General features: G+C 30.7%; 15 protein-coding genes. 4 read left to right on the top strand and 11 right to left on the bottom strand.

All coding sequences use genetic code 11. The features are described from left to right. Positions 1-72: 72 nt before the first annotated feature. The 4 genes from DUT90_RS03675 to DUT90_RS03660 form a co-directional block, all read right to left on the bottom strand. Positions 73-636 (bottom strand): PIN domain-containing protein, encoded by a 564-nt coding sequence (locus DUT90_RS03675; protein ID WP_114425473.1) that lies wholly within the window; start codon positions 634-636, stop codon positions 73-75. Continuing rightward, positions 614-1,081, bottom strand: coding sequence for a helix-turn-helix domain-containing protein (locus DUT90_RS03670; RefSeq protein WP_114425471.1), 468 nt, complete (start codon positions 1,079-1,081; stop codon positions 614-616). Before DUT90_RS03670 ends, DUT90_RS03675 begins: the two co-directional genes overlap by 23 nt. A 233-nt stretch (positions 1,082-1,314) precedes the next feature. Continuing rightward, on the bottom strand, positions 1,315-3,231 hold the full coding sequence (locus tag DUT90_RS03665; protein WP_114425469.1) for an ABC-F family ATP-binding cassette domain-containing protein: 1,917 nt from the start codon (positions 3,229-3,231) through the stop codon (positions 1,315-1,317). Between the two features lie 11 nt (positions 3,232-3,242). Further along, positions 3,243-4,532 carry a T9SS type A sorting domain-containing protein gene (locus DUT90_RS03660; protein ID WP_114425467.1) on the bottom strand — a complete coding sequence of 430 codons (1,290 nt, stop codon included), beginning with the start codon at positions 4,530-4,532 and terminating at the stop codon, positions 3,243-3,245. Between the two features lie 18 nt (positions 4,533-4,550). Between DUT90_RS03660 and DUT90_RS03655 the strand changes: the two genes are divergently transcribed. The 3 genes from DUT90_RS03655 to DUT90_RS03645 all read left to right on the top strand — a co-directional run bounded on the left by DUT90_RS03655 (position 4,551) and on the right by DUT90_RS03645 (position 7,664). After that, positions 4,551-4,964, top strand: coding sequence for a DUF983 domain-containing protein (locus tag DUT90_RS03655; protein ID WP_258848494.1), 414 nt, complete (start codon positions 4,551-4,553; stop codon positions 4,962-4,964). A gap of 67 nt (positions 4,965-5,031) precedes the next feature. Continuing rightward, the gene (locus tag DUT90_RS03650; protein WP_114425465.1) at positions 5,032-7,035 is read left to right on the top strand and encodes a sensor histidine kinase; all 2,004 of its coding nucleotides are present in this window, start codon (positions 5,032-5,034) and stop codon (positions 7,033-7,035) included. Further along, positions 7,032-7,664 (top strand): response regulator transcription factor, encoded by a 633-nt coding sequence (locus DUT90_RS03645; RefSeq protein WP_114425463.1) that lies wholly within the window; start codon positions 7,032-7,034, stop codon positions 7,662-7,664. The genes DUT90_RS03650 and DUT90_RS03645 overlap by 4 nt, the downstream gene beginning before the upstream one ends. A gap of 374 nt (positions 7,665-8,038) precedes the next feature. On the opposite strand, the gene DUT90_RS03640 is transcribed toward DUT90_RS03645, so the two are convergent. From DUT90_RS03640 to topA, 7 genes are all read right to left on the bottom strand, one after another. Continuing rightward, the gene (locus tag DUT90_RS03640; protein ID WP_114425461.1) at positions 8,039-9,079 is read right to left on the bottom strand and encodes an FAD-binding oxidoreductase; all 1,041 of its coding nucleotides are present in this window, start codon (positions 9,077-9,079) and stop codon (positions 8,039-8,041) included. A gap of 106 nt (positions 9,080-9,185) precedes the next feature. After that, positions 9,186-10,040 (bottom strand): gliding motility protein GldN, encoded by an 855-nt coding sequence (gene gldN, locus DUT90_RS03635; protein WP_114425460.1) that lies wholly within the window; start codon positions 10,038-10,040, stop codon positions 9,186-9,188. A gap of 16 nt (positions 10,041-10,056) precedes the next feature. After that, the gene (gene gldM, locus DUT90_RS03630) at positions 10,057-11,592 is read right to left on the bottom strand and encodes a gliding motility protein GldM (RefSeq protein WP_114425459.1); all 1,536 of its coding nucleotides are present in this window, start codon (positions 11,590-11,592) and stop codon (positions 10,057-10,059) included. Positions 11,593-11,636: 44 nt separating this feature from the next. Beyond that, the gene (gene gldL, locus DUT90_RS03625) at positions 11,637-12,269 is read right to left on the bottom strand and encodes a gliding motility protein GldL (protein ID WP_114425457.1); all 633 of its coding nucleotides are present in this window, start codon (positions 12,267-12,269) and stop codon (positions 11,637-11,639) included. A gap of 29 nt (positions 12,270-12,298) precedes the next feature. Continuing rightward, positions 12,299-13,669 carry a gliding motility lipoprotein GldK gene (gene gldK, locus DUT90_RS03620; protein ID WP_114425455.1) on the bottom strand — a complete coding sequence of 457 codons (1,371 nt, stop codon included), beginning with the start codon at positions 13,667-13,669 and terminating at the stop codon, positions 12,299-12,301. A 105-nt stretch (positions 13,670-13,774) separates the two neighbouring features. Further along, the gene (locus DUT90_RS03615; RefSeq protein ID WP_114425454.1) at positions 13,775-14,935 is read right to left on the bottom strand and encodes a formimidoylglutamase; all 1,161 of its coding nucleotides are present in this window, start codon (positions 14,933-14,935) and stop codon (positions 13,775-13,777) included. A 38-nt stretch (positions 14,936-14,973) separates the two neighbouring features. Then, entirely contained in the window at positions 14,974-17,472 is a 2,499-nt protein-coding gene (topA, locus tag DUT90_RS03610; protein WP_114425452.1) for a type I DNA topoisomerase, read from the bottom strand. A 201-nt stretch (positions 17,473-17,673) separates the two neighbouring features. Between topA and miaB the strand changes: the two genes are divergently transcribed. Next, the gene (gene miaB, locus DUT90_RS03605) at positions 17,674-19,128 is read left to right on the top strand and encodes a tRNA (N6-isopentenyl adenosine(37)-C2)-methylthiotransferase MiaB (RefSeq protein WP_114425450.1); all 1,455 of its coding nucleotides are present in this window, start codon (positions 17,674-17,676) and stop codon (positions 19,126-19,128) included. Positions 19,129-19,130 lie beyond the last annotated feature (2 nt).

Below are 19,130 nucleotides of genomic sequence, written 5' to 3'. Positions count from 1 at the left end.
AAATTAGCTAATGCCGATTGTAAGTCATAAAAACGACGTTATGATCGTCTTAAGTTGGCTATAATTAATTGGCTAAATCTGTGAATGTAAGAAATCTGCTGTTTCATTCAACCCTTGCCTTCTCATAATATCAAGAACTTGAAATTCATCTAAATCAGGATTTCTTCTATTTAAAACTAACTCCTTGAAAGCTTTTACAGCTTGTTCAGGATTTAAATCTAAAATATCTGTCAAAAAATCATCTGCTGTTTTTGCTGTCAAACCAAAAGAAGCTAAATATTCTTCAGGAAAATCCTTAATATTATTGGTTACTATAACATTTGCATTAGTTTTAATTGCAGCAGCTAAAACGTGGCAATCTTTAGGGTCTGGCAAACTTAAGTTGCCTATCAATCCTGAATAGTTAGTTACTAAAGCGTCTGGAAATGCTGAATTAGCTCTTTCAACTCTTTTATTTGCTTCCTCTTCACTTATTCCTTTTCTTTTCATTACACTTCTCCATTCATCAAATATATGTTCGCTCCATTTGGGAGTATACATATCAAAATATGCAAACCAAAAAAGCAAATCTCTAATCTCTATTGGATAAATAACATTTGTATCCAATACACATTTAAACCTTACACTGTGAATCATATAAACCTAATTCTTCATCAGATTTCATCATATCAATAATATGTTGTTTCTGAATCTTTTTCATTTTCTTTTTATATTCCATAACATCTTCAAATCTAACACGTCTATGCTTTCCAATTTTAGTAAACTCAATTTCACCGTCTTCAAGTAATTTAACTAAATGTGGTCTTGAACAACCTAAGATCTCGGCAGCTTTCTGAGTTGTTACTTCTGTTGCAATAGGAACAAGTGAAAAAGGTTTTCCTTGACTCATAGCCTTTAATATTTCCCCTAAAAACTTTAATGCCTTTAATGGAATTTTTATTCTTTCTTGTGTTTCTTCTATTTCAATTTCAGGATTGTCAGACTTTAACTGTTCAATAACAGAAGCTAATGCGTCATAGGACTCTATAGCTAATTTTTGCTCATCCTTTGAAGGTCTATTAATTTTTTTTATGATTTCCATAATTACTGATAGTGAATTTAGTTACAACAATATTAAACGAAATAAACGAAATAATAATATAATTTAATGTTAATTTTTAAATTAACTATAGCAAACAAAGTATAAGCCTTATTGCTAGCTTTTAGCTTACTTGGAAAAATTCTAGCTAATTTTCTAGTCAGTAATTATTTGTTAACTTTAAGTCTTAAAACAACGCAACAAGGCTTATACAGGGGCGTTAGCTAACCTTTTTTTTAATAGCTAGAAACTAATTCTTCAACCTTTTCCCATTCTTCCATTAGAGCATCAACTTTAGCTTTTTTGGCTTTGTACTTTTCAAAGAAGTTAGGTCTTGCAGAAACTTCATCGTAGTTATTTGCTAACTCTAAGTCTATCTTTTCAATTTCAGACTCTAAATCTGCAATTTCGGCTTCTATTTTAGACAACTTATTATTGAGTTTCTTCAACTCTTTTTCTTGCTCTTTAGATAGTTGGTATGCTTCTTTTTTAGAACTCTCTTTTTCAACTTTCACGACAGTTCTCTTTTCTGCATCTCGTAAACTTTCCATTTTGTGTTGCTCTAAGAAATAATCTATATCTCCTAAATATTCTTTAATTTCTTTGTCTTTAAAACCATATACCGTAGAAGTTAAACCTTGTAAAAACTCCCTATCATGAGAAACAACTATTAACGTTCCGTTAAATTGATTTAAGGCCTCTTTTAACACGGTTTTAGAAGCAATGTCTAAATGGTTTGTGGGCTCATCCATTATCAATACATTAAACGGTTGTAAAAGTAATTTACACAAAGCCAAACGATTTCTTTCTCCACCTGAGAGTACTTTTGCCTTTTTATCTACTGCATCTCCACCAAACAAGAATGACCCCAACATATCTCTAACTCGCATTCGATTGGTATCCGTTGCTGCATCTTCCATTATTTCTAGCACGGTTTTTTCTGGTGGTAGATGTTCAGATTGATTTTGAGCAAAATACCCTACTTCTACATTATGACCAAGCTTTAATTTTCCTTCAAACGGAATTTCACCAACCATCATTTTTGCCAGGGTAGATTTACCTTGTCCGTTTTGACCAACAAACGCAATTTTGCTATTGCGTTCAATTAACAAATCTACCTTATCTAAAACATGTTTGTCTCCGTAACTTTTAGATAAATTTTCTGCTTCAACAATAATTTTCCCGGGTTCTTTAGAAATTGCAAAACGTACATTCATGGCGGCATTATCATCTTGGTCTACTTCAATTAACTCCACTTTATCTAGCTGTTTCATTAAAGATTGCGCCATAGAAGCTTTGCTTGCTTTTGCCTTAAATTTATTAATTAATTGCTGCTTTTGCTTAATTTCTTTTTCTTGATTTTTTTGCGCTTGCAATTGCTTTTCTTTAATTTCTCCTCTTAATAATAAAAACTGTGAGTAAGGTTTTTTGTAATCGTAAATCTGCCCTAAAGAGATTTCTATAGTTCTGTTGGTTACGTTGTCTAAAAACATTTTATCGTGAGAAACCAATACAATTGCACCAGCATAACTTTTTAAAAAGTTTTCTAGCCAAATAATAGATTCTATATCTAAATGGTTTGTAGGTTCATCTAATAATAAAATATCATTGTTTTGTAGTAGTAATTTTGCTAATTCTATGCGCATTCTCCATCCTCCAGAAAAAATATCTGTTAGTTTGTCAAAATCTTCTCTTTGGAACCCTAAACCTTGTAAAATTTTTTCTGTATCACCTTGATAATTGTAACCACCCAATAATTCATATCGTTCTTGAAAATCTGTTAAATCTTGAATGAGTTGTGAGTAAGCATCACTCTCATAATCTGATCTTGTTGTTAATTGAGTGTTAATATGCTCTAGCTTTGCTTCTATTTCTTTAATTTCTTCAAAAGCTTGATAAGCTTCTTCTAAAATGGTTCTTCCTTCTACAAAATCTATATCTTGACGTAAAAACCCTATATTTACATCTTTATCAAAAGCCATGGTACCACCACTACTTTCTATATCTTTAGAAAGTACTTTTAACAATGTAGATTTTCCTGCACCGTTTTTTCCAATTAAACCTATTCTGTCTCCTTTGTTCAATTTAAACGTGATTCCAGAAAAGAGATCGGTTCCCATAAAAGAAACCGTTAAATTATGGACATTTAGCATATGTTATTCGCTTATTTTTTTATAAATTTTAATGTTTGTCTACCTGTATTGTTATGAAAATTGACAAGGTAGACTCCTGCAGACAAATCACTTACTTCAAACGAATATTCTTTTTGAATTCCAGATGCGTCTGAGATTTTATCTTTAGCCAGTTGTCTTAAAAGTTTACCATTAATATCGTACAATTCTATAACCATATTATCTGAACCTCTATATTGCACAGTAAATAACAACTCTTTTGCTACTGGGTTTTCTGATAAGGTGATAGATAATGGATTTCTAGCATTAGCAATATTTTGGGTTGATAGTGTTTCATTGGTGTATTTGTAAATTGTTGTTCCTGATGCAAAAGCATAGATATTGTTAATAACAAATATTCTATTTAGATTACCACCAACATCAATTTTAGCCCAAGTATCTCCTCCATCTAATGTTTCCATAATTCCTAATTCAGAACCTCCCATCCAACCATGAGTTTCAGAGATAAACCCTACAGCTTGTATATCTGCGCCAGGAACATTCTTTTCTACCCAAGTTGATCCAGCATCTATAGATTTTAGCAATCTACCCGGATTTGCAGATGCTTGCTGAACTGCTCCAAAAATTATATTGTTTTCAGATGCTTCTAGAATTTGTAATTTCCAAATATATTCTCCTCCTATTCCTGTGTTGTAAATTTCTGTCCAAGTTGCTCCGGCATCAGTTGTTTTTATAATAATACCACCAGTTTCATTTCTTCCAGAAGCATAACCTGTATTTTCATCTACAAATTGTACTTCTACCAAGGCTGTTGCATGTACAGACATATCTATTGAAACCCAAGTATTTCCACTATCTGTTGATTTTATAAGTCTTGCTGGTTCAGAAAAAACACCAACACCGTATACGGTAGACGTTCCTACAGTTTCTATACCACAAATTCCGCTTGGGTTTGGTATAATTCCTGTTACTTCTCCCCAAGTTTCTCCTCCGTTTGTTGTTTTGAAAAACCTACCCTGAAATGTTCCTAAAAAACCAATATCAGTATTTAAAAATTCAATATTTCTAAAATAAAGCCCTGTGCCTAAATCTGCTCCATCCAATTGTTTTGTCCAATTTACCCCCCCATCTATGGTTTTATAAACTTCTGCATGAAAACCATTTGCAGCCCATCCTGTATTTTTATCTAGAAAAAAGACATCATCAAATCTCTGGTTGTCTATATTAGTAATACTTTTTACAGATTGCCAATTAAAATTTTGTGCAACACAAAAGTTTATATTTAGCAATAATAGCATCAATATTATGTGTAGTTTTTTCATTATAATTGAATTTAAAATTTGAAAGATGTTATCTTTACAAAAGTATATAATTTAATGTGGGGAATGATAAAAAAAGGGACAAAGCTATATAGTATTTTAAAAGGAAAATGTCCTCGATGTCATGAGGGTGAGTTCTTTAAATATAATTTTACGTTTCATCCTTCAAAAATAACGCAACTGCACCACAATTGTCCTAAATGTAGTTTAAAGTATATGCTAGAACCTTCTTTCTTTTACGGTGCCATGTATGTAAATTATGGCATTACTGTGGCTTTGAGTGTTACTACTTTTTTACTATGTAAATTAGTTTTAAATTTTACATTATTACAAAGTTTTTTAGCTATTGTTGTAGTCCTTATAATTTTGGCTCCTATAAACTTAAGACTTTCTCGGTTACTTTGGATAAACATGTTTATACCCTACAAGAAATAAATCTTTTTTTTTGGGTATTAATACGAACTAATTATCCCGAATTACTTTCTAATTTTATAGTATAACGATGAAATTTTTATTAAATATTTTTGTCTCTCTAATTTTTTCTTATGGTTTTTCTCAAAGTAAAATCTACAAAAACATACAACAAAAGGATACTATTAAAAACTTTAGTAATCAGCTATTATCTTTAGATAGTTTATTGCTAGTATATAAGAAAGAAAAGAAACACAAAGCTTTTTTAAAATACACAAACAAATTTGTTGATTTATCTATAAAACATAAAGATTACGAAAAAGCAATTAATAAAGTTTTAGAGTGTTATAATTATATAGGGCATCAGTTAGGGAAAACTAATAACATCTTAAGTTTGATAAATAAGGTAGAAAAATACTCCTTACAAGTAAATGACTCTAATTTAATTGGTAAATTATTTACTGATAAAGGTGCAGCTTATTACAATAATAACAATTTTAAAAAAGCAATAAATAGTTACAACAAAGCATTAAACTTTTTTGGCAAGAGAGATTCTATCTTTATCGCAGATGTAATTTTTTTTAAGGGACAGTTATATCTTGAAACAAAAAAATACGTAGAGGCTATGAAAAACTTTCATCTTGCCATAAAGTATTACAAAAATTTAAACGATTTAGAATATATTTTTTTAGTAAGACAATGTATTATAAACTTAAATACTTCGTGTGGCTTTTATAAGAAAGCAATTTCTGAAAGTGAAAAATTGATTGAAGAGAAAATTAAGTTAAAAAAAACAGACGGACTTATTTTTAATTTCTGCTACCTTGCAAATAGTTATAAAAAAAGTTCTAATATAAATAAACAAGAAGAATATTTACTAAAAGCGCTTGAACAAATAACCCATAAAACAGCAGACCACTTAAAAATTGGCATATATACTTCTCTTACAAAATTTTATGCCACAAAAAATATAACAGAAGCGTCTAAATATTTTAAAAAATCTCAAGAATATATTATTAATATTGATGAAAATCATTTTATAAAAAATGCATTCTGTTTATCTGAAGCTTTTTTATTATTTGGATCTAATAAATTTCAAAAAGCTAAAAAAAAACTAACCTATCTACTTAAAAAGAAAAACTTATCTCCAGAAACCAAATTGGAGGCAGTAAAACTACTATCTCTTGTATTTGAAAAATTAAATGACCCTAAGCAAGAATTGTATTATTATAAGATTTATACGAAAAAAAAAGACTCTCTTAATTCTTTAGAAAAAATTAATGCTGTCAATTACATTTTTGCACTTTTTGAGAGCGAAAAAAACAAAAAAATTATTGCATATAGCAATTCTAAAATAAAGTTATTAGAACAAGACAAAAAACACAAAACTAAAATTATTCTTTTTGGAATGGTAGGTACTAGTTTAATTATTCTAGTTATTATTTTAATATTTAAGCGTAATATTTTGCATAAGAAAAAAGATCTTCGAGAAAAATATGCCCAAAATTTAATTTTATTTCAAGAACAAGAACGTAAACGAATTTCTAAAGACTTACATGATAGCCTAGGACAAACACTATTATTAATTAATAACGAGATTACCAGATGTTGCCCACAAAATATTAAAGAATTAGTTAAAAAATCTATTGATGAAGTAAGAACAATATCTAGGTTTTTACGACCTTTACAATTTAATCAGATATCAATAAATGATGCTCTTAAAAATTTAATTAAACAGCTAGATAATTCTTATAAAGGAATATATTTTTTTTACGACTTTGATAATATTGAAGGAGTTTTAAAAGAAGAAAATCAAACTCACCTTTTTAGAATTGTTCAAGAATGTTTATCAAATATCATCAAGCATTCTAAGGCAGATTCTGCAAGAATTACATTAATAAATAAAAAACATTATTTGTATTTATATATAAAAGATAATGGAATTGGCTTTCATTTTAAAGATAAATATAGCCTTCTAAATAGTCTTGGTTTAAAGAATATAAAAGAACGTGTTAATTTTTTAAAAGGTAGTTTAAAAATAGATTCTTTTAAAAATGGAGGAACCAATATAACCATTAAAATACCTAAAATTTGAGTACCTTAAAAATTTTTATAGCTGATGATCATCCTATTTTATTAAAAGGACTACAAGATTTATTATTAGAAAAAAAATTTAATGTAGTAGGAAAAGCAGTTGAAGGTAGAAGTGCATTAAATTTCATTATAAAAAACATACCAGATATTGCTATTTTGGATGTTGAAATGCCTTTTTATTCTGGTTTAGAAATAGCAGAATATTGTAAAAAAAACAAACTGAAAACAAAAATCATATTAATTACTTTACATAAAGATATGAACCTTTATTTGGCTTCTAAAAAAAACGGGGTGTTTGGTTATCTGTTAAAAGAGTTTGCCTTAGATGAAATCGAAAACTGCATTATTACTGTATCTAAACAAACACCTTATTTTAGTGAAGCTTTACAAAAATTCATTGGTTTTACAGAAGAATCTTCTTCCATTCTAACTATATTCAGTGTTGCTGAAAAACGAATTTTAAAACTAATTGCGCAACATAAGAGCAATAAAGAAATTGGTCATCTGCTATTTTTATCACCAAGAACAGTAGAGAAATACCGAAGTAAAATAATCTTAAAATTAGATTTACCTCAACAAACTAGAGCTCTTTATACATGGGTTCAAAAGAACAAGCATTTATTTAACTAAATATTTTTAGTGTATAGGGTATTAACACCTAATATAAATTAAAACAATGTATCGATTTTTGTAGGAGATTTTTTTTGAAAATTTAATAATGATATTTCAAAAGCAAATAAAACGTTACAAAAAAAGAATAGACTTCAAGACTCAAAGAAGAAAAGCAAATAGTTGTTATTGTTTATATTTTTATCTGCGTGATAATGAAAAAAGAAGATTAGCATCTCTAAATAAAAATAATAACTTTATTAAGCACTAATTCATAAAAAGATGAAGACTTTCACAAATTAATATTTTTTAAAAGGTGCACTTAAAGTAGATCTATTACTTATAAAAGGTCTATCCCCCACTTTTTGTGCACCAAAAAATAATAATTTAAAACATCAAAAAAACCTACTAATATCAATTTCTTTATCTAGTTTTTCATCATATTCTAGATGGTTAAACAATTCTTTTGCAACTGTTGGTGCTATCATTACCCCTCTAGTACCTAAACCATTTAATATTGACAATTGAGAATGTTTAGAATGAACCCCCACCAAAGGTCTTCTATCTTTTACAGTGGGCCTAATACCTGCGGTTTGCTGTACTATTGTATAGGGTACATCAATTACTTTTTTAAGCTTATTGGTTAACTCTTCTTTTCCTTCTTGTGAAGGAATGGAAGTTTTATCTTTCCAATTGAAAGTTGCCCCTACCTTATAATAATGATTGCCCAAAGGCAATACAAATAGAGTGGATTTTAATAAAAAATCTATTTTAAGATTTGGAGCGTGTATGGTAAGTAATTCTCCCTTAGCTTCATGTAAAGGTAGGTGATTAAAGAATGGGTTTTTCTTAACACCAAAACCTTCTGCAAAAACAATCTTTTTTGTTTCTATATTTTTATAACGAATTTTATTTTCTAAAATTTCTAAAACTGAATAATCGAATTGTTCAAAAAGGATACATTCTTTTTTTCTTAAATATTTTCTATAAGATTCTACCAATTGCAATGTATCTATTCTCCCTGTTTTATTTACATTACCAAAATTATATAAAGAAACAACACCTTTATATTTTCTTGTGTCTAAATTACCATCTAAATACGGTTTTAATTTAGGTTTGTCTAATGCCGAGAACCAATTGTTTTGATCTTCTATAGATTTAAAAACTTTTTTTGTTATGAATTTTTGGTCTACTTCTATTTGCAATTTTTTTTCTAGATGAGTGTAAAAAGGTAATGCAATTTCCAATTGCTGTTTTGCATTCCATACGGGTGTGTATCTTTTCAAAATTACAGGGTTGTACACGCCACCAGCGACTAAAGAAGATGTTTGTGAGTCATCTTCAAACACTATAAACGTTTTGTTTGCCGCTAAGAGTTCTTCACAAAAAGCTAAACCTGCTAAACCTAAACCAACTATAATATAATCTATCTTCACTTTTCAAAAATAACTTTTTTACACAAAAAAAGCGTTCTTTTGCAGAACGCTTCTTATTCATTTTTTTATTGAATTTATAGTCTTATATAATGACAGTTATTCATTATTAGTAATTCCACATATCCATTTCTCTATTTCTAATATCTTCTTTAATCTTATTAGCTTCTAACAATTGGAATAAAGAATTTCCTCTAACGTAGTCAGATATTGCTCTGTTACCGTAAATATTTTCTTCCCGTACAATTGTTGCACTAAACCTTCTTGCATTTAACATGTGGTCAAAAGAAATAGGTTGGGATGCATTTTTAGGGTTAAAAACTTTAGAGTCATGTAAAACCTGTCTTGCCGAAGGATAAAAAATCCAAAACAACTCATATAAATTTTCATCATCAATTTCTGAAACTCCTAATGTTTGTACATCTTTGCCCATTGGTGCTAAAGCCAACAATCTATATTTTAATTCGCCTTGTCTTTTGTCAAAATACCACATTCCTTTTATCATATACCCTTCTACATCTTGTGTTTGAATTCTAAATGTATCTTGGTATCCATTTTCATCACGAACATTAACTAAACGTGTATCTATTTCTTCTTGAGTTACTTTTGAAGTGAAAAAAGAATCTGAATATGCTTCTTTAATCTTTCCTTGTTTAATTCCTTTTAATAAAGTGTCAAATAAAGATCTTCTATGAGTGGAAATATTTGTAGTGTCTATTGGAAAATAGTATGGTAAATTTATTTTTTGGTTTAAATCAATAAATTCCCAAACCACTTTAGACCACAATACATCTCTATCATCTATGTAACCATAAGGAATTGGCCCATCATTATCTGCGGCTAATTGTTGATCACTTTTCTTTCCTATTTGATCTACAGATTTCACATTCAATAAATTTGCTTGCGCACATATTGAACTGCTTATTATCAAAGCGAAAAATAATATTGAACAATTTTTAAACATATTCTATTTTTTTCTTCTAGTTTGTTATTTCTATACTAACAGGTAATACTTTTTGTAATTTATAAGAAGAATTACCTATTATAGATGCGTTTATATCAAAAATTGTAACGACATCTCCTCTCTTTGCCTTTGCTAATGCTTTTTTTGCTTGTGCACTAAAAACAGTACCTTTAACTAAGACAGTTACCTGACCCGGAACTTTTACCTTAAAACTATTTACTTTTAATTTTAAATCGAATACAAAATCAGGTAAACCTGCTCCTATCGGAGTTCTTGCTAAACTTGCTTTTGGCATTCTAACAACTCCAAATTGCCCTCTAGCACTTCCCATTGCTGCAGGTATATCTTTTATTCTGAATTGTTTTTTTGAAGTAACATTTTTACCACTACTCAATTTTGCGCTTACGTTTATAGAGAGTTCTTTGCCTGATCCTGGACTTACGCTATATTTTCCTCCTCTTCCAGCAATTCTACCTCCTGAAGCAGATACTTTTAGATTATTATCGCTAACACCTGGTAGCGATACAGAAATTGGATTATCTAAACCTCTATAGACCACATTCATTTTATCAGCAGAAACTACGGCAGTACTTGGTTCTGGTATTACAGAATACGAACTTTCAAAAGGTACTTCTACTGGTTCGCCTCCTTGTGTAAAAGTTATTTTACCTTTAACATCATGGCTTCCTACATTACCTGCTGGCATATCTATAATAACTTGACCCGCTTTGATGTTGCTATAATCTTTACCGTTTAAAATTACTTTATCTGGTTCTAAAGTGGCATCGTAGCGTCCTAATACAATTTTACCTGTAACTTTTTCTCCTGAAAAATATGCATTTTTATCTAAAGCTACGATACCCTTATAGTTATTCAAAGACACCTCAGACTCCAGTTGGCCTCCTAATAAATCAGCGACAATATCGCTTTCCGTATTTCTAATATCTGCTTGTATTTGTGTAAGATTTGTTAAAGAAGCTATCATAGGGAAACCTTCATATCTAGCTCTTAACCAAGGCTCTGTTTTTTTTCCTCCTCTGTTAACATCATCAGTATTAAATCGTTCTTTAATAACAGGAACGTACTTATTATCTTGACCTAACTCATTGATGATGTTTGTCCTGTAACCATTAATTTTATTCAAAAACTCTTGTCCTTTTGGAGTATACCCATCTCCTTTAAAGAAATAAGCATCCAAAAAATCAGTTTTATCCATAGATTCATAATCTTTATTATCTTCTATGGTAGCTAACATATCAGATTTTACTTCAGCTATATAGCTATAAAATTCATCCGAGTATTGTTTTATTTGGTCTGCTTTTTTCTTTAAAGGCCCAAATTTTGCAGCTTGCTCACTAGCTTTTGTAGCTAGATTAGCATAGGCAGCATTGTTTTTTTCAATTGTTGATTTGTTATTATCCGACAATTTCTCATTCATAAAGCCAAAAGCCGATAAAACTTCTTTACTCATATTTAATGCTAACATTGCAATAAATACGAGGTACATTAAGTTTATCATTTTTTGTCTTGCGGACATTTTTCCTCCTGCCATTCTTAATTAGTTTTACAGTTAATATTTATACAAATTATCACTAATTATTTTTTTGACATTGCAGAAAGCATCCCACCATAAACTCCGTTTAAAGAAGATAAGTTTTCTGCTAAGGCATCCATTTGAGCTTTTAATTTTTCAGCATTTTCAGCAACCGCTCCGTTAAGCTCAGATTGTTTCCCTACATTTTCAACTTGAACTTTATATAAATTATTTAAAGTTTCCATTTGTGCTGCGGCTAAAGAAACTTGTTCATTGTATTTGTTTGTAGAGGAAACCGATTCTGATGCTGAAGACAAACCTTCGGCAGCATTTTGGAAATTTTTCATGCTATTTCCTAAACTACTCATTAGAGAAGCATCTATTTTTGCTTCTTGTAATAAATTGTCTAATTTTTGAGATAATAGACCTTGTGTATTTTCTGGTTCAGAAACATTACCACCTTCTCCTAACTCTGGGTATACTTTAGACCAGTCAAATTCTTCTTCAGGAGTATCAAAAGCAGATATTGCAAATACTGCAGCTTCTACTAGCAGACCAATTGTTAACATTACACCTCCTGTTATTGGGCCAATAGAAATGTGTTGGATTTTAAATAAAGCTCCAACGATAACTACTGCTGCTCCCATTCCGTATACAAAATTCATTGTTTTTTTGTAAGTTCTTGACTGTGCCATAATATTTTTTTAATTTTTATTCTTTTTTTTTATTTGTTTGAAGTTCCTATGTAGTTTTGTACAGTTCTAAAGCCTATGTAACTTCTTGCTGTATCTGCATATTCGTAATCTCTTGAAGAGACCTCTAAGAAATAAGCAACATCTTTCCAAGATCCACCACGAATAATTTTCCTTTTATTTTTTCGATCCTCTACGTTTGGATTCATTGTTGAGGCCATATAGTATGAAGATAGATTGTATGCAGTATTTGTCCATTCTGCTACATTTCCTGCCATGTTGTATAAACCATAATCGTTAGCATTAAATGATTTTGCTTCCATTGTATACAATGCACCATCTACAGCATAATTACCACGAACAGGTTTAAAATTTGCTAAAAAACAACCTCTATCACTTGTTGTACCTCCTGTACCCCAAGGATATGTTGCAAATTCTAGGCCTCCTCTTGCAGCATATTCCCATTCTGCTTCTGTAGGCAATCTAAAATTTGGAACAGTAGTAGCGTTTTTTCTACTTCTTAAATAATCATTTTTCTTTTTAGTTCTCCAATTACAAAAAGCGTTTGCTTGCCCCCATGTAACCCCAACTACTGGGTAATCTCCATAAGATTGATGATTAAAATAATCTTGATGCATAGGGTCGTTGTAAGAGTAATTAAAATCTTTAACCCATGCTGTTGTATCTGGATAGATATTTAGTACTTCTGTAATTACAAAATCTTTTCTATTGCCCCCTTTTCTTGCTGCATTATCTCTATCAAACCAAGAATACCTGTATTTTAAGAATTTTGTATTAAATGTTCTCAAACCGTCTACGGCTTCTTCTCTAGGAATATATAAAGAATCCATAACCTCTACATAATCTACATCTGGAAATTCTTCTTTATCCCAAATAATATCAACATTCCAATTTAATGGTTTTATAGAATCTATACCATCTCCTAAACTCCAATAATTGTCGTACATGTATTTTTGATATGCTGATGCATCTGTTGTATCTGCTACAGCAAAAGCATAATCATGAATGCCTCCTGACAAAGGTGTGCCATCTGGATTTCCTGCAATCATAGCTGCAAATTCTTGTTGATATGCTAGTCTTGTTCTTACTACAGAATCTTTAACCCAAAAAACGAACTCTTTGTACTCATTGTTGGTAACTTCAGTTTCGTCCATATAATAAGGCCTTACTGTTACTGTTTTTGTAGGAGAATTTAATGTTCCTATAACGTCTTGATCTTGTTTTCCCATGGTAAAAGACCCACCAGGAATTAGCGCCATTCCAAAAGGCTTTTCTGAAAACCATTTTTTCTTAGACCTTACTCCAACCAACTCTCCTCTATCATTAGAGCCACAACTGTATAAAACGGTTACTAAAAGTGCAAATATTGCTGCTTTTTTCATATTATAAAATATCTTTACTAAAAAGTTCGTAAACCTATTATTTTTTTTGCTAAAATACAACGTTCGTAATGCATTTTAACGTAATGTTATTCTATTCTTTTTTGATTACACCATTTTTTTCATAGCCTTATACCATTTTTCAGGTATATTCTGTTTGGTAGCTTCAATGTAATCGTTATATGTACATGGTATTAACGCATGCCTTTTATATTTATTATCTGACAAAATATTTATCTCCATCCACCATCTTCCTGATTTATTACTCTTGTAAAAAACCATTGGATCATCATTTTCTAATAGCACAGTAAACTTTTGATAGTTTTCTTTACCTGAAAACGGATAGTCTTTTACTCTGTAATTTACTCCTTCTATAAAATACCAAATCATTTGTGCTATTAAATTAGCGGTTTGATGATTATTATCGTATTTAGAGTTGTATTCATATATACCAAAAGAAGATACTTTATCACTTAAACCTGCGTATCTGGATATGGCACAAATTTCTTCTCCATAAAAACCATTTGGTGATGCATTGTTATTTGCAGGCGCTTCACTTTGCCTTATAGCTCCTATATCTATTGAAACAATATCTGCATTTCTAAATGCTGGTTCTATATTTTCTAACTCTTTTGCCCTACCCAATCTGTATGCATCAAAATTTAAACTTTCTAGCAGTTGAATTTCTTCTTGAGGATTGAAGTACGTTTGGTATCCTACATTGCAATAGTTAAACAAATTATTAGGTTGCTCCATAATAATTTTACTTAGATAAGATTGTGAAGTCAGTTCATCATCTAAATTTCCGATATCAAAACGACTGTCCACTGTTGTGATATTTACAGTTTGCTCTAAGGTATCGTATGCTCTGTAATTAACATAGGTAATATCTTGACCTCCTCCTATGATAATGGGTAAAATATTACTTTTAAGTAAGTCTGAAATAATTTCTCTTACCGCAAAATAAGTATCTTTTACAGTGTTTCCTTTTAAAACGTTTCCTAAATCAGCTATTTCAGTATCCCAATTTCCAGGAAATAATTGATACAGTTTTCTACGAATAAATTGCAAATGATCTCCACAACCAAAATTGTTTTCTGAATTTCTATCTTCTTGAACACCAAAAATTGCAATAGTGATATTTTCTAGATCTGGAAAACCTTCTTGAGCGGAATGAAATTTAATTTTTTTACCAAGACACAATGGAGACTGCAACACTAAATGTGCTACAACCGAATCTTTTATAGGGGTTAAAAAATCTTGGTTCATCAATTTTTTTTAGAAAACTAACGCAATATAAGAAATACTTATTTCTTTTTTACTGTTTTTTTAGTGGTAGTTTTTCTTTTTGTAGTTTTTTTCTTTGGTGTTTTTGCTTCAATCATTTTGACAGCTTCCTCCTTAGATAACTTTTCGATTTTAGTAGTTTTTGGTAATTCTACTTTAATCTTGCCTTTAATTACATTAAACCTTCCCCACCTTGCTTTTTCAACCTTAATTCCAACATCTTCCCAGTTATGAATTACCTTATCTATTTCTTTTTGTTTCTTTTCTTCTATTAAAGTAACAATATCAATATCAGACAAGTTATCAAAGTCATATTTTTTGTTTACATTGATAAACATCCCATTCCACTTTAAAAAAGGTCCAAAACGCCCTACACCTTTTTGAACAGGCAAATCTTCATGATGATAAATTGGTGCATCTGCTTTTTTCTTAGCCTCTATAAGTTCTTCTGCTCTATTGAGATCAACCTCCATCGGATTTTCACCTTTATCTAAAGAAACATACATCTTACCAAATTTTACATAAGGTCCAAAACGGCCATTAGAAACTATAACTTCTTCACCTTCGTAAACTCCTAAAGTTTTAGGTAATAAAAACAATTCTAATGCCTCTTCTAGAGTTATTGTTCCTAAATTCTGATCTTTATTTAAACTTGCAAACTGTTTTTCTTCGTCTTCTGGAGCTCCTATTTGTGCAATCGGACCAAATTTACCAAGTCTAACCAATACTGTTTTACCACTTTCTGGGTGCTTTCCTAAAATACGTTCTCCGCTTTCTCTTTCTGCATTTTCTTTTACATCTTCTACATTATCATGAAATTTAATGTAGAAATCTTTTATCATTTCTGTCCAATTTTCTTCACCTTCAGAAATATCATCAAAAGAATTTTCTACTTTAGCTGTAAACCCAAAATCTAAAATATTCGAAAAATTAGCCACTAGAAAATCGTTTACTATGTTACCAATATCTGTAGGAACTAACTTATTTTTATTAGCACCAGTTTTTTCTGTTAAAGATTTGCTTTTTATAGTGCCGTCAGTTAAAATTAACTGCTCATAATTTCTCTCTTTACCCTCGTCTTGCCCTTTCTCTATGTAACCTCTTCTTTGTACTGTAGAAATTGTTGGTGCGTATGTAGAAGGTCTACCAATACCTAATTCTTCTAATTGCTTTACCAAAGAAGCCTCTGTAAAACGATAAGGCGGGCTCGTAAAACGCTGCGTAGCGTTTATAAAATTATACGTTAAATTGTCATTAACTTTCAAATTTGGCAACATCCCTGCTTGTTCTTCTTCCTCATTATCAGTACCTTCTAAATACACTTTTAAGAATCCTTCAAACTTTATCATCTCTCCATTAGCAGTAAAAATCTTATCATTATTTGAATTTTGAATTTTTACATTGGTTCTTTCCAACTGCGCATCACTCATTTGAGACGCCAATGTTCTTTTCCAAATTAAATCATACAATCTATTTTGATCGTATTCTGTATCAATCCCGTGCATTTTCATGTTTGTAGGACGAATTGCTTCATGGGCTTCTTGTGCTCCTTTAGCTTTCGACTTAAACACACGTTGTTTACTGTATTCTTTACCGTAATAATTTACAATTTCTTCTTCGGCCTCATTTCTTGCATCTACAGACAAATTTACACTATCTGTTCTCATATAGGTAATCAAACCTGCTTCATACAAACGTTGAGCAACTTGCATGGTTTTACCTACCGGAAAACCTAATTTACGAGAAGCCTCTTGTTGTAATGTTGACGTTGTAAATGGAGCTGCTGGAGATTTTTTTGCAGGCTTTTTTGTTAAATCTGCTATAGAAAAATTTGCATCTGCACAAGATTTTAAAAATGCTTCTGCAGATGATTTAGAATTGAAGTTTTTAGGAATAGTTGCTTTAAACTTTTTTCCTTCTACAGTTAAAAATTCTGCAATTACTTTATAATGAGACTCTGCCTTAAATTCTTGAATACTTCGTTCTCTTTCTACTATCAACCTTACAGCTACAGATTGTACTCTACCTGCAGACAAACCTCCTTTTACTTTGCGCCATAGGACAGGTGAAAGTTCATACCCAACTAATCTGTCTAGAACCCTACGCGCTTGTTGAGCGTTAACCATATTATAATCAATATCTCTAGGGTTTTCTACAGCTTTTAAAATGGCTTTTTTCGTAATTTCATGAAAAACAATACGTTTGGTATTGTCATCATTCAACTCTAGTTGCTCTTTTAAATGCCACGCAATAGCTTCTCCTTCTCTATCCTCATCACTTGCTAACCAAATTGTTTTTGCTTTTTTAGCTAACGATTTTAATTTTTTTACTACGGGTTTTTTATCATCAGAAATGATGTATTTAGGACTAAAATCTCCCTCTACATCTATCCCTAATTCTTTAGACGGTAAATCTGCGATGTGTCCGTAACTCGATTCTACTTGAAATTCTTTTCCAAGAAATTTTTCAATCGTTTTTGCTTTTGCAGGAGACTCAACTATTACTAAATTCTTTGCCATTTATCTTCTTTTATCTGTGAAAACGCCCTAAATACTCATGTTTTCAGACTGCAAAAGTAGTTAGTTTTTTGATAAAAAAAATTATTTCATCAATTTTCAAGAAATAATTAACAGATTTAGAGCATTATTTTTTCTGCCAATTTGTCATAAAAAAGTATTTTTGGTTGTATCTTTGCCCACCTTCTAATGATAAATTGAAAGATGGAACACGTAGAAAAAATTATTGACGAAAAAATACAAGGTAAAGCCCTTGTAACCGAAAATAAAAAAGAAAATACTAAAAAACTATTCATAGAAAGTTATGGCTGTCAAATGAATATGAATGATAGTGAAATTGTTGCTGCTATTTTAGACAAGCAAGGATACAATACTACCCAAGTTTTAGAAGAAGCAGATTTGGTTTTGGTAAATACTTGCTCTATTCGAGAAAAAGCAGAAACTACGGTTCGTAAAAGATTGCAAAAGTACAATGCTGTAAAACAAGTTAATAAAAAAATGAAAGTTGGCGTTTTAGGTTGTATGGCAGAACGCTTGAAAGAAAAGTTTTTAGAAGAAGAAAAAATTGTAGACCTAGTTGTGGGTCCAGATGCTTATAAAGATTTACCTAATTTACTAGAAGAAGTAAATGAGGGTAAAGATGCCGTTAATGTTATTTTGTCCAAAGAAGAAACCTACGGAGATATTGCACCTGTTCGTTTAAATTCTAATGGGGTTTCTGCATTTGTATCTATTACAAGGGGTTGCGATAATATGTGTACATTTTGTGTAGTTCCTTTTACCCGTGGACGTGAGCGAAGTAGAGACCCAAAAAGTATTTTAGAAGAGATTCGTCAAATGGTTGCTAAAAACTATAAAGAAATTACACTTTTAGGTCAAAACGTAGATAGTTTTTTATGGTATGGAGGTGGTTTGAAAAAAGATTTCAACAAAGCGTCAGAAATGGCTCAAGCCACGGCAGTAGATTTTGCTCAATTGTTAGACATGTGTGCTACTGAATTTCCAAAAACTCGTTTTCGTTTTTCTACCTCTAATCCTCAAGACATGAGTTTAGATGTTATACACACTATGGCTAAACACAAAAATATTTGCAAATACATACACTTACCTGTACAAAGCGGAAGTAACGCTATGTTAAAAGCCATGAACAGACAACATACGCGTGAAGAGTATATGGAGTTGGTGGATACTATTTTTAAAATTATTCCAGAAATGGCTTTGTCTCAAGACATGATTGTTGGGTTTTGTGGCGAAACAGAACAAGACCATAAAGATACTTTAGAGTTGATGGAATATGTAAAATACGACTTTGGTTTTATGTTTGCTTACTCTGAAAGACCAGGAACTTTGGCTGGTAAAAAAATGGAAGATGATGTGCCTGCGGATGTTAAAAAACGTCGTTTAACAGAAGTTATCGATTTGCAACAAAAACATGCTTTATACAGAACAAAACAGCATTTAGGAAAAACTGAAGAAGTTTTAATTGAAGGAACTTCTAAGAAAAACTCTAACCAATGGAAAGGGAGAAACACACAAAACACCGTAATTGTTTTTCCTAAAGAACATTACAAATTAGGCGATTTTGTAAATGTTAAAGTAGAAGACTGTACTTCTGCTACATTGATTGGAACCGCAGTAGGATATTCTGATAATAATTAAAA

Source organism: Polaribacter sp. WD7 (assembly GCF_003335085.1).
Lineage (GTDB): Bacteria > Bacteroidota > Bacteroidia > Flavobacteriales > Flavobacteriaceae > Polaribacter.
Note: the sequence above shows the minus strand (reverse complement) of the source record. Positions and strands in the feature narration are given on the sequence as shown.